The organism is Prevotella sp. HMSC077E09, assembly GCF_001814685.1.
GTDB lineage: Bacteria > Bacteroidota > Bacteroidia > Bacteroidales > Bacteroidaceae > Prevotella > Prevotella oris.
The window spans coordinates 1-13,858 of record NZ_KV817539.1; the positions used below are offsets into that span (position 1 = coordinate 1).

The 13,858-nt window shown below is 44.3% G+C and carries 12 protein-coding genes; 6 read left to right on the top strand and 6 right to left on the bottom strand.

Annotated elements, in window-relative coordinates:
* Nucleotides 1–123: 123 nt before the first annotated feature.
* Genes HMPREF2983_RS04990 through HMPREF2983_RS05000 form a run of 3 tightly spaced genes read right to left on the bottom strand, consistent with a single transcriptional unit; the run spans nt 124 to nt 3,103 of the window.
* Nucleotides 124–594, bottom strand: coding sequence for a gliding motility lipoprotein GldH (locus tag HMPREF2983_RS04990; RefSeq protein WP_070667240.1), 471 nt, complete (start codon nt 592–594; stop codon nt 124–126).
* On the bottom strand, nt 591–1,946 hold the full coding sequence (locus HMPREF2983_RS04995) for a PSP1 domain-containing protein (protein ID WP_070667242.1): 1,356 nt from the start codon (nt 1,944–1,946) through the stop codon (nt 591–593). The genes HMPREF2983_RS04990 and HMPREF2983_RS04995 overlap by 4 nt, the downstream gene beginning before the upstream one ends.
* A gap of 8 nt (nt 1,947–1,954) precedes the next feature.
* Nucleotides 1,955–3,103: a DNA polymerase III subunit gene (locus HMPREF2983_RS05000; RefSeq protein ID WP_018919609.1), complete on the bottom strand. Its 1,149-nt coding sequence runs from the start codon at nt 3,101–3,103 to the stop codon at nt 1,955–1,957.
* A gap of 202 nt (nt 3,104–3,305) precedes the next feature.
* On the opposite strand from HMPREF2983_RS05000, the gene HMPREF2983_RS05005 reads away from it, so the two are divergent.
* The 3 genes from HMPREF2983_RS05005 to pyrH all read left to right on the top strand — a co-directional run bounded on the left by HMPREF2983_RS05005 (nt 3,306) and on the right by pyrH (nt 5,382).
* Nucleotides 3,306–3,680 (top strand): YraN family protein, encoded by a 375-nt coding sequence (locus tag HMPREF2983_RS05005; protein ID WP_070667245.1) that lies wholly within the window; start codon nt 3,306–3,308, stop codon nt 3,678–3,680.
* Nucleotides 3,681–3,701: 21 nt separating this feature from the next.
* Nucleotides 3,702–4,499, top strand: coding sequence for a biotin--[acetyl-CoA-carboxylase] ligase (locus HMPREF2983_RS05010; RefSeq protein WP_070667247.1), 798 nt, complete (start codon nt 3,702–3,704; stop codon nt 4,497–4,499).
* Nucleotides 4,500–4,674: 175 nt separating this feature from the next.
* A complete protein-coding gene (pyrH, locus tag HMPREF2983_RS05015) occupies nt 4,675–5,382 on the top strand; it encodes a UMP kinase (RefSeq protein WP_004371538.1) in 708 nt (235 codons plus the stop codon).
* A gap of 1,143 nt (nt 5,383–6,525) precedes the next feature.
* On the opposite strand, the gene trxA is transcribed toward pyrH, so the two are convergent.
* Complete coding sequence (gene trxA / locus HMPREF2983_RS05020) at nt 6,526–6,840, bottom strand: thioredoxin (protein WP_004371542.1); 315 nt, start codon at nt 6,838–6,840, stop codon at nt 6,526–6,528.
* A gap of 112 nt (nt 6,841–6,952) precedes the next feature.
* Nucleotides 6,953–10,660 (bottom strand): DNA polymerase III subunit alpha, encoded by a 3,708-nt coding sequence (gene dnaE / locus HMPREF2983_RS05025; RefSeq protein ID WP_070667249.1) that lies wholly within the window; start codon nt 10,658–10,660, stop codon nt 6,953–6,955.
* 138 nt (nt 10,661–10,798) lie between these two features.
* Between dnaE and HMPREF2983_RS05030 the strand changes: the two genes are divergently transcribed.
* From HMPREF2983_RS05030 to HMPREF2983_RS05040, 3 genes are read left to right on the top strand one after another with little or no spacing between them, the layout of a single operon-like run.
* Nucleotides 10,799–11,491 (top strand): phosphatidylserine decarboxylase family protein, encoded by a 693-nt coding sequence (locus HMPREF2983_RS05030; RefSeq protein ID WP_004371544.1) that lies wholly within the window; start codon nt 10,799–10,801, stop codon nt 11,489–11,491.
* Nucleotides 11,491–12,201 (top strand): CDP-diacylglycerol--serine O-phosphatidyltransferase, encoded by a 711-nt coding sequence (gene pssA, locus HMPREF2983_RS05035; protein ID WP_070667251.1) that lies wholly within the window; start codon nt 11,491–11,493, stop codon nt 12,199–12,201. Before HMPREF2983_RS05030 ends, pssA begins: the two co-directional genes overlap by 1 nt.
* A gap of 50 nt (nt 12,202–12,251) precedes the next feature.
* The gene (locus tag HMPREF2983_RS05040; RefSeq protein ID WP_018919621.1) at nt 12,252–12,524 is read left to right on the top strand and encodes a DUF4834 family protein; all 273 of its coding nucleotides are present in this window, start codon (nt 12,252–12,254) and stop codon (nt 12,522–12,524) included.
* A gap of 24 nt (nt 12,525–12,548) precedes the next feature.
* Here HMPREF2983_RS05040 and HMPREF2983_RS05045 read toward each other — a convergent pair whose 3' ends face one another.
* Nucleotides 12,549–12,884 (bottom strand): hypothetical protein, encoded by a 336-nt coding sequence (locus HMPREF2983_RS05045; RefSeq protein WP_070667252.1) that lies wholly within the window; start codon nt 12,882–12,884, stop codon nt 12,549–12,551.
* Nucleotides 12,885–13,858 lie beyond the last annotated feature (974 nt).

Consider the following 13,858-nt stretch of genomic DNA (forward strand, 5'->3'; position numbering starts at 1 on the left):
CTGTCGCATTTACTAATTTAAACTGCATATAATCCGCTTACAAGCACAATACATGCTTACTTCTTTTGAACGGGCGAAACATTCCTATTTCCTCTCCCTCAAGAATGCTGGGAAATAGCACCTTTAATCTTTCTTGATGAGCATATATCCGATATCACTGATGCCGGGAAGTATCTCACGTTTCATGTTATGTCGAACGCTGACAATGATGCTGTCGCCTTTCATCACGGTGATATCCTTTAGATTAAAGTTGTATTGGTAATAGCTTATGCCACCTATTCCCTTACTGTTGCCACTCTGATCAATGAGTTTGCAGTTAATGGTGTCGCTCTCAACAGCATGCGAAGGCAGCGTAAGCTTGTCGATAATCAGCGTCAATCCCGTGAAAGGATAATAGCCGTTGATGCGCAATCCGAGGTTAGCAGTATAGCAACCTGCATCTTTGAAACGTACAATATCATCAAATTTGAGTGTATCATTGCGTTCCCAACCGACAACAGGTGTGTGTTGATACCGGTCGTAGACTCTGTTTTCAGTGCACGAACTCAGTATCAACGCAGTCATGACAGCTATGAAAACACTTTTAATCTTCATGCCTTTTCTTCCGTATTTGGCTTCTGTTGTGGAGCTGTCTGGCGGGATTGACGCTCACTTTCAGCACGACGTTCGCCATCTTGCCGGCGCTGTTCGTCTCTGCCTCCGCGGTTATTGCGTCGGTTCCCGTTGTTATTGCGGGGCTGTTGGCCGTTGCGTGGTTCCCCATTGCCATTGGATTGGCGTGGCTGACGCTGGTTTTCGATGCCCTCTGCAGCAGTTCTTTGCGATCCATTTTCTTTGTTGTCGCGTGAAGGCATACGTTTTTTCTTCTTGCGTTTAGCCTTGTCAAAGCGGTTGATATCATCTTCAAGAAGGTCTTTCGGCTTATTGGGAGCCTTGCTCTTATTATCTTCAAGCAGAGAAAGAGGCTTCTCTCCACGACGGTTCATCATGATGATTTCGTATGCACGCTGGGCTGAAATGACCTCTAAGTTGGCAGCAAGATGCTTGTCGGTTGAATAGGTAATGAGACCTGCAAGGATATCCGTTTTGAACAGATAATAGTCACTATCCTGTGTCTGTAGCACGACATCACGGGCCGGCATGCATTTACCGGCCTCAACATAGTCGTCGACTTCATAGTTCAGACAACATTTAAGTTTGGCACACATCCCGGCAAGTTTCTGCGGATTGAGCGATATATCCTGAAATCGAGCAGCATTAGTGCTGACGCTTACAAAGTTCTTCATCCACGTAGCACAGCAGAGTTCACGTCCGCAAGGGCCTGTTCCACCTATGCGTCCGGCCTCTTGTCGCGCACCTATCTGCTTCATTTCGATGCGGATATGGAAAGCACTTGCAAGGTCTTTGATAAGTTGTCGGAAGTCAACTCGCTCGTCAGCGATGTAGTAGAAGATAGCTTTATTGCCGTCACCTTGGTACTCCACATCGCCGATTTTCATCTGCAAGCCGAGCCGTTTTGCTATCTGTCGGCTCTCAATCATCGTGGTATGTTCGCGTGCTTTCGCCTCATTATATTTCTCAATATCCACCGGTTTGGCTATTCGGTAGATGCGTTTGATGTCGTCAGCCGACTTGAGATTGGCTTTCTTCAACTGTAACTTTACGAGTCGACCTGTGAGTGTAACCACTCCAATGTCGTGCCCGGGATTGGCTTCAACGGCTACAACATCGCCTTTTTTCAGGTCAAGATTGTTCACATTGTGATAATATCCTTTGCGCGTATTCTTGAATTGAACCTCCACAAGGTCTGTGCTTTCAGCATTTCCCGGCACGTCAGCCAACCAGTCATACGTGTTGAGTTGTCGGTTTTGTCGACCGCATCCTTTGTGGCAAAGGCCACGATCACAGCCGCTTGCCAACTTGAATTTCATATTCTTGAAGTCCATTTAGATCTTTACTTTCTGATTAATAAAACTATCATTTGCAGCGCCAAGTCAAAGAAAACAACCTTTGCATTGGCATTCTGCCCTATATCTCGCCGTGCTTTCTGCAACAGATTGCTGATATCTATCACATTGGCTTCGTTGATAAATCTTGCGAACTTGCGGGAGAAGTTCTCTTCTTCCTGCGTCATATAACATAGCTCTGGCTGCTGAAAATTATACATGAAGTTCTCTCTCACCATATTCATGGTATAACTAAGCAGGCGCCGTTGCTTCTCACGTCCATATGTTGCAACGACCTCACTCCATTTTTTAAGTTCCTTGATATTGCGCTGATAAGCCAATCGCATGAGCATAATGAACATGTCAAGAAACTGCCGATTCTCATTACCTGCATCCAGATTTTCAAGCGCCCGCAGCCAGTTTCCGCCTGCAATGCGTGCAATACGATGGGCATTTTCAGCATCAATGGCACGCCGTTCGATAAGTGCCTGCTCCAAAGAAGCGTCATCAATGCGCTTGATGTCTATGCGCTGCGTGCGGCTCTTGATAGTATCAAGCAGCAATTCAGGCTCTTCACAAACCATGATGAACACCGTTTGATGAGGCGGTTCCTCAAGAAGTTTGAGCAACTTATTGGCACATTCCACATTCATTCGCTCTGGTAACCAGATGATACTCACTTTATAACCGCCCTGACTTGACTTGATGCTGAGCTTTCTTGTCAGTTCATCGCTCTCGCCTGCACCTATTAAAGCCTGCTGATTTGCAGCGTCCATAGCGGTCAACCAGGTATCTATGCTGAAATAAGGTGACTTTAAAAGCAGTTCATGCCACTGTTGAGAGAAGTCGTCACTTGTCATCTTATGGTCTGCCGAAGTGCCTGTAGGTTTGATGACAGGATACGTAAAATGCAAGTCAGGATGTTCCCATTTGGCCAGCATAGCCTCTGCGTTTGCAATAGCACGAGGGTCAGAAAGCAATGATTCCTCATCGTTGCGTTCACCTAACAGATAGGAAGCAAAGGCAAGAGCAAGCGCCAGTTTGCCGCTTCCGACAGGCCCACAGAGCATCATTGTGTTAGGAATACGATGTTCTTTCACTAACTCTCGCAGTCGGTTCTTAGCCTCTTTCTGTCCGATTACATCACTGAATTTCATGCTTACAATAGTTCTTTTGCATATTACCGAGCGTCGCTATATCTTCTGCAAAGATAATAAAAAAAATGCAACCAACACAAAATTGAAAGTAAAAGGCAAAGCATATATCACGAATAATGCCATTGACAAGATGATTTTTCTTAGCTAAACACTTGATGAAACAGAATAAATATCGTATTTTTGTAACCCATATTCGTTGACAATGGCAGTACATAATGAACTTGGAAAGATAGGAGAAGACTTCGCAGCTACATATCTTGAGCATGCAGGTTACGGCATTATAGAGCGCGATTGGCGGCAAGGACATCGCGATCTTGACATCATTGCCCGCTCACCTGACGGCACAACGGTGGTCTTTGTGGAAGTGAAAACGCGAGGTTCTGATGTGATTATGCACCCTGACGAGGCTGTAGATGCGCGGAAAATACGCAATCTCGGCCATGCCGCCAATGCCTATGTGAAGGAAAGATTGATATGGGATGACTTGCGTTTCGATTTGATCAGCATCGTTGGAACGGCTCCCGAAAACTTCAAACTCGAACATATTGTGGATGCTTTCAACCCGCTTTTGGTATAATAAACTTGCATATTAAGACAAATGAAAATAAGAGATTGGCTCTTCAGTAAGAAGAAACAGCGGGAAAAACCAGAGGTAATCTGGCTCGAAGAAACCACATCTACCAACGATGAAATACGCAAACTGATGCTTTCGAACAGCCAGAGAATAAGCGTTGTCGTGGCAGATTATCAGCGTTCGGGACGCGGACAGGCTGCAAACCGATGGGAAAGTGAAGCGGGGAAAAACCTGCTTTTCAGTATCATGACACACCCTTTGATGGTTCCGGTGCGTAATCAGTTCCTGCTTTCTATGGCAGGCGGTCTGGCTTTGAAAGAGGTTTTGGATGGCTACACGACTGAAATCACGCTGAAATGGCCCAATGATGTCTATTGGCGTGACCGCAAAATCAGTGGCACTCTGATTGAAACGACGCTCTCTGCAGGCCATATCAAGGACTGCATCTTTGGCATCGGACTCAACGTAAACCAACAAGTTTTCAAGAGTGATGCCCCAAATCCCGTCTCGTTGGCACAGATATCAGGTCACGAAATCGACCGAAAGAAACTGCTTAATGAGCTGCTTTCAGCTTTCGATAAGTATTATTCGTGGATTGAAAACGGGCAATATGGTGACATTTCTGCACTTTATCATGAGGCACTTTATCATCGTCATGGGTTCTATCCCTATCGTGACGTGGCTTCAGGTGAGGTGTTTGATGCTGCAATCATAGAGGTTGAAGACGATGGAACATTAGTCGTCAGAAATCGGGAAGGCGTCATCCGCGAGTATAGGTTCAAGGAGTTGGAAAGCTTGAAAAGCTCTACCCAGCCCTCCTGAAAGAGGGAAACATATCTTCAAGGCATTCGAAATGAAATAAAATATCAATCTAACAAATGACAACGGCACAATAAACAGATGACCATTCTCCTTCAAAAAGCGGTCTAAAAATCGCTTCCACCTCTTACGGAGAGGGGCAGGAGAGGTTGTTCTGGTGCTTTTATTTTATACTAATATGAGGTTCAAACGTATTTTACTTAAGTTGAGTGGTGAGAGTTTGATGGGCGAACAAGGACATGGTATCGACCCCGAGCGTCTGTCAGATTATGCACAACAGATTAAGGAAGCCCATGAAATGGGCGTTCAGATTGGCATTGTGATCGGTGGTGGCAACATCTTCCGAGGCCTTAGTGGAAGTCAGAAAGGCTTCGATCGGGTAAAGGGTGACCAGATGGGAATGTGCGCAACGGTCATCAACTCGTTAGCACTGAGCAGCGCATTGGGTGCGATTGGTGTTAAAACAAAAGTGCTCACAGCTATTCGCATGGAGCCAATCGGAGAGTTTTATAGCAAGTGGAAGGCCATAGAAGCCATGGAATCAGGCTATGTCTGCATCTTCTCTGCAGGCACAGGAAGCCCATATTTCACGACAGACACAGGCAGTTCGCTGCGTGGTATAGAGATTGAAGCCGACGTAATGCTCAAGGGAACACGCGTCGACGGCATTTATACTGCCGACCCGGAAAAGGATAGTAAGGCCACAAAATTCACCGAGATTACCTACGATGAAATTTATATGCGCGGATTGAAAGTCATGGATCTCACGGCCACGACAATGTGTAAGGAAAACCATCTGCCTATCTATGTGTTCAACATGGATGTTTATGGCAACTTGAAACGGGTGTTGAACGGAGAAGAAATAGGTACGTTGGTGCATAATTAGAAACCATCCAGTGCTCCCTTCTCAATGGAGTGAGAGCCAAAGTTTCAGATGATTTTGATGCAATGAGGCTGAATATGGCCTATAGGTCGGGGTGTTTTGCAGCGCAGAAGAGGCAGAATGCTTTGCTGCAAGCAGTTCCAACCCAATTGCATCAACCTTTCAATGGCATTAATTCTATTACAGGGGAAGTGTAAAAGCGCTTCCCCTTTTTCGGTTTCAACCACCGATATAAGTCTTTCTGACAGGCTTCCTAAGAGACAATTGAGAATAATACAGCCCAGAGTTTCATCTCTCTATCAATGTCGAACGCTGCAGATGGCAGGTTAAACCATATCATTTTCCTTCCCTTTCATATGCAAACGAAACGCTATAGGCAGTATTTTCACTTTGTATTATCAAAGCATTCAGAAACTGTTTTCCTTTTCTATATTTTCTTACAGAACTTTTGTTGAATTGCCTCCAATGCTCTCAAAAGCGCTGAAATCTATAAATATTATTTACCGTTTTTAACACTTCGGAGTCACACCAAATAGGAATGAAGTTCTGCTTTCTGCATATCTTTCAAATCATCTGAGGGCTTCAATCATCCTGTTTTTATCTACTTAGTCTGCAATTCCAATCATCATGTGTTGCAATATGACGCAAAACACACCGCTATTTGAGTCAGATTACACTCTAACTTGATACATATTACGGGGTAATTTGACGTAAATCGCATGGCTTTTCAGCGTGATTTCATCTTGCATTTTGTATGAAGTTCTGCAACATTTTGATAGTCAGCATTTTACAAAATGGCCTTAAAACTCGCGTATTTTGAATGGCAATAAATCTTATTTTGAATTTACCAGTGATGTAAGAGCAATTGTAAATATCCTTGATTAAATTTAACATATAATCTGCCTCATAGGATTATGACGAGAAAAACCATACGTCAAGCCATTGCAGGAACAGATGTTTACATAACCGAATGACACGACATATCGGATATTCAAGCCCTCATCTTCCTTGAAACAGCAGCTACAGGCAAATCAACAGCTATCTAAAAACATCTTCATGAGCATGAAAAAAGCCTGTCAGACTGATTAATCTGACAGGCTTTTCCCTTTTTGACAGCCTACAATGGGCATGCACCCATCGGCATGATTACAGCAAAGCCTTGAACTTTTCGTCGAGAATTGCCTTGCTTGCTGCACCTACAAACTTGTCAACAAGCTTGCCATTCTTGAAGAAGAGAATAGTAGGAATGTTGCGAATACCATAGTCTGCTGCTACATCATCATTCTCTTCGACATCGCATTTGCCGACAACGATCTTGCCGTCATACTCTTCTGCAAGCTCAGAAATGATAGGCCCTACCATGCGACAAGGCCCACACCAGGTTGCCCAAAGGTCTACTACCAATGGCAATTCGCCGTTCTTATAACTCTCAATGTTTTGGGTTGTGATTTTAACTTCCATCTTATTTGTTTCTTTTATTAGTAATCTTATATACTTTTGCAAAAGTAATCATTCAGTTTCATAAAAGCAAATGCCATGCCAAAAAGTCTGTTAAAACAGTCGTAAAGACTCATCAGTTGATGTGATAGGACATGGCAGAGTTGCTGTCGACATAGTTCAGGAGTTCTTTGGTGACGTCAACGGTGTGGCTTCGTGAGCGCAGCATCACGCTGACATTATGCTCGCGGTCGATAACCTGCACATAGAGTTGCGCCTTCCCCGGCGTCTTTTCAACTAACGTACTGAGGTCGTTGACGACGGCTTCTGTAAGTACTGTACTGTCAACAGATATGGTAATCTTCTCCAAACGCGTATCTTTGACGGTCTGCATGTACTGAATATCCTGCACACGGAGGTCGTAGAAGTTACTGTCGCGATAGCGTTGTTGGCACTTGGCTGTAATATATACGATGCAACCTTCAGTCAACATACCACGCCAACGCCCCCACTCTTCACCGAAGAAAGCCAATTCTCCGCTGCCTTCGAAATCCTCCAAAGTGACAAAACCGCATGGTTTCCCATTCTTGGTAAACTTGGATTTCACCCCTGTTACAATGCCACCAATAGAGATTTCCTCTTTCTTGGCAAGCTCTTCTTTCTTATCTATCTCCACACAATGCGTGTTACACATCGACTTCAAGATAACCCCATACTCGTCTAAAGGGTGTGCACTGAGGTAAATTCCTACCAAATCACGCTCGCGATTGAGCCTTTCAATCGTGCTCCAATCCTCTGCATTGCCGGGAACCGGACGTGAAATCTCGACTGCACTCTCGCCTCCGAAGAGCGAGTTCTTGGCTTCTCGCTGCTCTTGCTGATAGAGCTGACCATAGCGAACAAGCGTATCAAGGAACACATCTCCTTTCATTCCTGCTGCGAAATATTGCTCACGGCGGAATTCAAAGCCATCGAAACCGCCGCTCAAAGCCAGAGATTCAAATGCTTTTCGATTGACACAACCATAATCAACACGTTCAGCGAAGTCATAGATATCCTTATATGGGCCATTAGTTTCGCGCTCTTTAACGATTGACTGGGCTGCCGTCTCGCCCATTCCCTTAATGGCAGAGAGGCCAAAACGTATTTCGCCTTTCTTGTTTACACCGAATTCTGAGTAGCTTTCATTGACATCCGGGCCGAGCGTTGCTATCTTCATGCTCTGGCATTCCTCCATGAGTTTGGTGATTTCGGTTATCTGACTGAAACGCCGAGTCATAAGTGCTGCCATGTATTCAGCAGGATAATGCGCCTTCATATAGGCTGTCTGATAGGCTACCCACGAATAACATGTGGCATGAGACTTGTTGAATGCATAGGAAGCGAACTTCTCCCAGTCACCCCAAATCTTTTCCAACACCTTCGGATCATGCCCATTTTCCTGTCCCTGCTTAATGAATTTAGGCTTCATCGCATCAACAATGGCCTTCTTTTTCTTACCCATCGCCTTACGAAGGGCATCGCTTTCACCTCGTGTGAAGTTAGCCAATTGACGCGAAAGCAACATCACCTGCTCCTGATACACAGTGATACCGTAAGTGTCCTTGAGGTATTTCTCCATGCAAGGAATATCATATGTCACTAAAGTTGGGTCGTTCTTACGCTTGATAAAATCAGGAATATAGTCCATTGGACCAGGCCGATAGAGGGCATTCATGGCGATAAGATCCTCGAAAACCGTAGGATGCAGTTCACGAAGATACTTCTGCATGCCCGGTGACTCAAACTGGAATGTACCGATAGTACGGCCCTGTTGATAGAGCTGATAGGTCAGTTCGTCATCTATGGGGATATTATCAAGGTCGATATCATCACCAACAGTCTTCTTAACAACCTTGCAGGCTTCCTTTAACTCCGACAGAGTCTTGAGTCCAAGGAAGTCCATTTTGATGAGTCCGGTAGACTCAATGACATGCCCATCGTATTGTGTTACGGCAGTTTTCAAGCCTGGAAAATCGGGATCATCAGCCGTTGAAACTGGTACCCAGTTGCTGATCGGGTCACGACAGATAATGAAACCACAGGCATGAATACCCGTTCCGCGCACCGTTCCCTCAAGCATTTTAGCATATTTGATTGTGTTTCGCTCGCGTGGGTCCTGTGAAACTTCGGCCTCACGGAGTTCAGGTGTGCACTTAATGGCATTCGTAAGATTCATCTTCAAGCCGTCGGGCAGACGGTCAGGGATAGCTTTACAGAGGAAATTCGATTTGTCCAAAGGCAGTCTTTCCACGCGCGCGACGTCCTTGATAGAGTTCTTTGTGGCCATACTTGCATAAGTAATGATATGCGCGCAGTTCTCATGCCCGTACTTATCCATTACCCATCGCAACACCTTTCCACGTCCATCATCATCAAAGTCGGTATCAATATCGGGAAGATTCACACGATCTGGATTGAGAAAACGCTCAAACAGAAGGTCGTATTTCAAGGGGTCTATCTTCGTAATTCCCAAGCAATAAGCTACCACGGAGCCTGCTGCAGAGCCACGCCCAGGGCCAACCATGACACCCAAATCAGTGCGGGCAGCGTTGATAAAGTCTTGAACTATAAGGAAATATCCCGGGAACCCCATGGTCTTCATCACGTGAAGTTCGAAGTTAATATGCTCGCGGACATTGTCCGGAACAGGGTCTCCATAAAGCCTCTTTGCACCATCATAGGCTAATTTTGCAAGGTAGTCGGCCTCAAACTTGATGCGATAAATCTTATCATATCCACCAAGACGGTCAATGACTTTCTGCCCTTCTTCCTGAGAAAGTGGGTTTTCTCCATTTTCATCAGATGTGAATTCCCTGTAAAGATCAGCCTCCGTAAATTTCTTTCTCCACCCTTCTTCTGTACCGAAAGACTCTGGAATTGGGAAGAAAGGCATGATAGGGCCATGCTCTATGCTGTAGAGTTCGACCTTATCAAAGATTTCAAGCGTGTTCGATAAAGCCTCGGGAACATCTGAAAAGATATCGTTCATCTCCTCACGAGTCTTGAACCATTCCTGTTTGCTATAGCGCATACGGTTTGGATCATCGAGATCTTTACCCGTAGAAAGACATAACAAATGGTCGTGAGCTTCGGCAGTTTCCTTGTCTTCGAAATGCACATCATTCGTACAGATGACCTTAATGCCATACTCTTTAGCAAATTCCAACAACACTTTATTGGCTTTCTGCTGCAGCGGGAAGGCTTCACGATTGGCCAGAATTGTAGGATCTTTCACCTCATGACGCTGCAATTCGAGGTAATAGTCATCACCGAAAACACGATGATACCATTCACAAGCCTCGCGTGCTCCTTCCAAATCGTCCTTGATTATCTTTGAAGGTACCTCGCCGGCAATACAAGCTGAACACACAATCAGGTCTTCGTGATACTTCTCAAGCTCTACTCTATCCGTACGCGGACGGTAATAATAGCCCTCCATCCACGACTTGCTGACTAACTTTATAAGGTTCTTATAGCCGTTATAGTTCTTGGCCAACACGATAAGATGATAGCCGGAGTTGTCTCCATGCTCTTTAACTTTATCCTGAAGTCTATGCCGTGCCACGTACATTTCACAGCCAAGGATAGGCTTGAAAGGTTCAAGTCCATCGGCTTTCCGCTTTTTATTGACGCCGGCACAATAGTCGGCAAACTCCTTGATGCCGAACATTACACCGTGATCCGTAATCGCCATACCCTTCATTCCGTTTTCGACAGCCTTATTTACAAGGTTAGATATCTTGGACTGGCCGTCAAGAACCGAATAATAAGTATGGACATGTAGGTGAATAAAGTCTTGCATAAGATAATAATTTGGGTTGCTAAGGTACTGCAAAAAAAGAGGAATACAAAATAAAACAAGGTTTTTTATTTTAGATATTTGCTCATAAAACAAAAAATAATTACCTTTGCGATGAATTAGTATCTATTCCAATAGACTATGATTAAGAAGATAAAGAAATTTAAGAAAATACGTATTCACCGCGAAGGGACCGATACCCTTCTCTACAGTTTCATAGCCTACGCAGCGCTTGCACTACTATTGTTTCGGTTAGACAACAAGCTCTTTTTCTGGTCATTCCTAATTATTTTCGGTTCAGTTTATGCCATTGTGCTCAACTTCTACCGTTGTCCTGTGCGCTGTTTCTCTGAAACTGACGAGACAGAAAAGGTTGTTGTAGCCCCTGCCGACGGCAAGATTGTCGTTATAGAAGAAGTAGATGAGAACGAATATTTCCATGATCGCCGCCTGATGATCAGCATATTCATGAGCCTTTTCAATGTTCATGCCAACTGGTTTCCTGTTGATGGCAAGGTGAAATTCGTGCGCCACCAAGACGGGAACTATCATAAAGCCTGGCTTCCCAAGGCAAGTGAGGAGAATGAACGCGCTGACACAATGATCACTACTCCCGAAGGAGAGGACATTCTGTGTCGTCAGATAGCCGGAGCCATGGCACGTCGCATCGTCACCTATGCCAAAGAAGGTGAAGACTGCTATATTGACGAGCACCTTGGATTTATCAAATTAGGAAGCCGTGTCGATGTATTTCTGCCCATTGGAACCGAAGTTTGCGTGAAAATGGGACAGACTACGATAGGTGACCAAACGATTATTGCCAAACTGAAATAATGGGTATTAAGAAACATATTCCAAATAGTATCACCTGCTGCAACCTTATTTCGGGATGCATAGCCACGACGTTTGCCTTCGCCGGAGACGCTAAAATGGCCCTTCTCTGGATTATCATCGGTGCAGTATTCGACTTCTTCGACGGCATGTCAGCACGTTTGTTGCACGTGTCATCTCCCATAGGCAAGGAACTTGACTCGTTAGCCGACGATGTTACATTCGGCGTTGCTCCTGCCACAATTCTATTCTCCGAGTTGTCTGTTCTGGAGTATCCCGGAGTTCTTTTCGGCATAAAAGACTACATCCCTTACGTTGCTTTTCTCATGGCAGCATTCTCCGCTTTGCGCCTTGCAAAGTTCAATCTCGATGAAAGACAAACCACTTCATTCATCGGTTTACCCACACCAGCCAACGCATTGTTCTGGAGTTCACTCATTGTCAGCAATCCTTCATGGCTCGAAAGCTCGCCTTATTCCATATTCATCCTCTTGATGATGCTTGCCGTCAGCTGCTATCTGCTCGTGTCAGAACTGCCGATGTTTGCCTTGAAGTTCAAGCAGTGGGGGTGGAAAGGAAATGAAGTGAAATACTGTTTTGCAGTACTTTCCATTGTCTGCCTTGCTGTTTTCGGACTTCTCGAAGCCTGGTGGATTATCATTACCCTTTATCTTGTCGGCTCAGTTTTGCTTTGGTTGAAGAATAAAGCATGACAACCAACTTCACTTTTCAACACACCTATATAATTAAGGAGGGATAGACGATGTTCTTATTCAAGTTTATATTTCTGCTTTTCATAGTACTCTTCATATTCATCTTGCTGACAGCTTTTCGCTTCATCAATACGTTCCGAAACAATATCAACAGATACAATCAACGTGCACAAGACTTCGGTCAGCGACAACAGAATGCACAACGACGCCGCACCTACGGTGACAGGGAACAAGTGTTCGACACACGTGAACCCGAGGAAGCCAACAAGAAGATATTCAAAGAAGATGAAGGTGAATATGTAGATTACGAAGAAGAGAAGTAAATCCTCATCAACTCTGTAAGCTTTCTATGCCCGAAAGAATGCTAAGCAGGCAGAAAGATTAATGAGCGTAAACAGAGAAGGAGGCACAAGTGCCCAACGACGAAATCCTTTCCTATAGAAGCTGCAAGCCCAGAATGCACCGATATAAATCAAGAAAGTATAAGCGTTGGCCAATATAAACAAAGCCACAGCCTTCCAAGAAACGCCTGGTGCATCAAAGAAAAAGATGGTTACAAAGATCACCAACGGTGATATTAATTGCGGACTCAATGCAAACAACTTCAACCAAACTGGCACATCAGAGTTCCGCTTCAAAAAGAAATAAATGCAAATTGCATGTAATGCGAGGATAATTGTCATTCTGCCTTCTTCTGTTAGGTCTTTAATAATACTGCAAATTTAGTAAAAAAACACAGAAACAAATGCCTTTTTGACAGGAAAGATAAAAAGAACAGTCCGCTATCATCAGTTGGGGTTTCTTGCTGTTCCTCCTTAGTTCCGACATATCCTTACCTGTTTTGGCAGTGGATTCAAGCAGGTAAATATCATCAGGACGATTGGACTGTATTTGTACTGAACTGAAACTATCTCCAAAAATCAAACGGGAAACAACCGAATACCATTGGTGTACAAAGAACTTTACAGTGCAAACGGATTATAAGTTAAATCTTATCAAGGAACTTTACAAATGTTCTCGCATAGCTCTCGTATTTGAAATGAAAGACTATCCCGCTCTAAATACGGGCTGTATTTTGGCAGTTTATAACGCATTGGCTATCAGAATATTGCAAAAATCAACACAAAATAAAGACTAAAATAACACTGAAATTCCATGCAATCTACGTCAAATCATCTCACCATCAGACTTAAATCACTGCGCTTTTTGAGGCAAATAGCAGCATCAAACACCTTAGTTCGGATAAGCAATTGAAACTATTCAAAAGCAAAGATTTATCCCCAATTCGGGTAATCCATATCTGTTTGCATAATCATTTGACATAGATTACTCTGCTTTTTGACTCAAATCACCATGCAACTTGCGTCACTTTACGCCGTAAAATGACGCAAATAAGCATGCGTTCTATACCCTGTCGTGTAGTAATCTCCACCCTATTGTTTCATCGTAATAACCATGTGGCAAGATAACAGGCGAGAGGTGGGAGGGCAACTCGGTACGAGTTGTGCTTTTGAAAGCCCCACGTCGGCGAGCGAAGTGAGTCTACGTGGGGATAAAATGGACGTATGAAATGAACCTGGAACGGGTTCAGCTTTTTCGTATCCGCCACGTAATTGGAAGAAGCAAAACCCGTACCGGGTTTGAAAACCACGCGTTA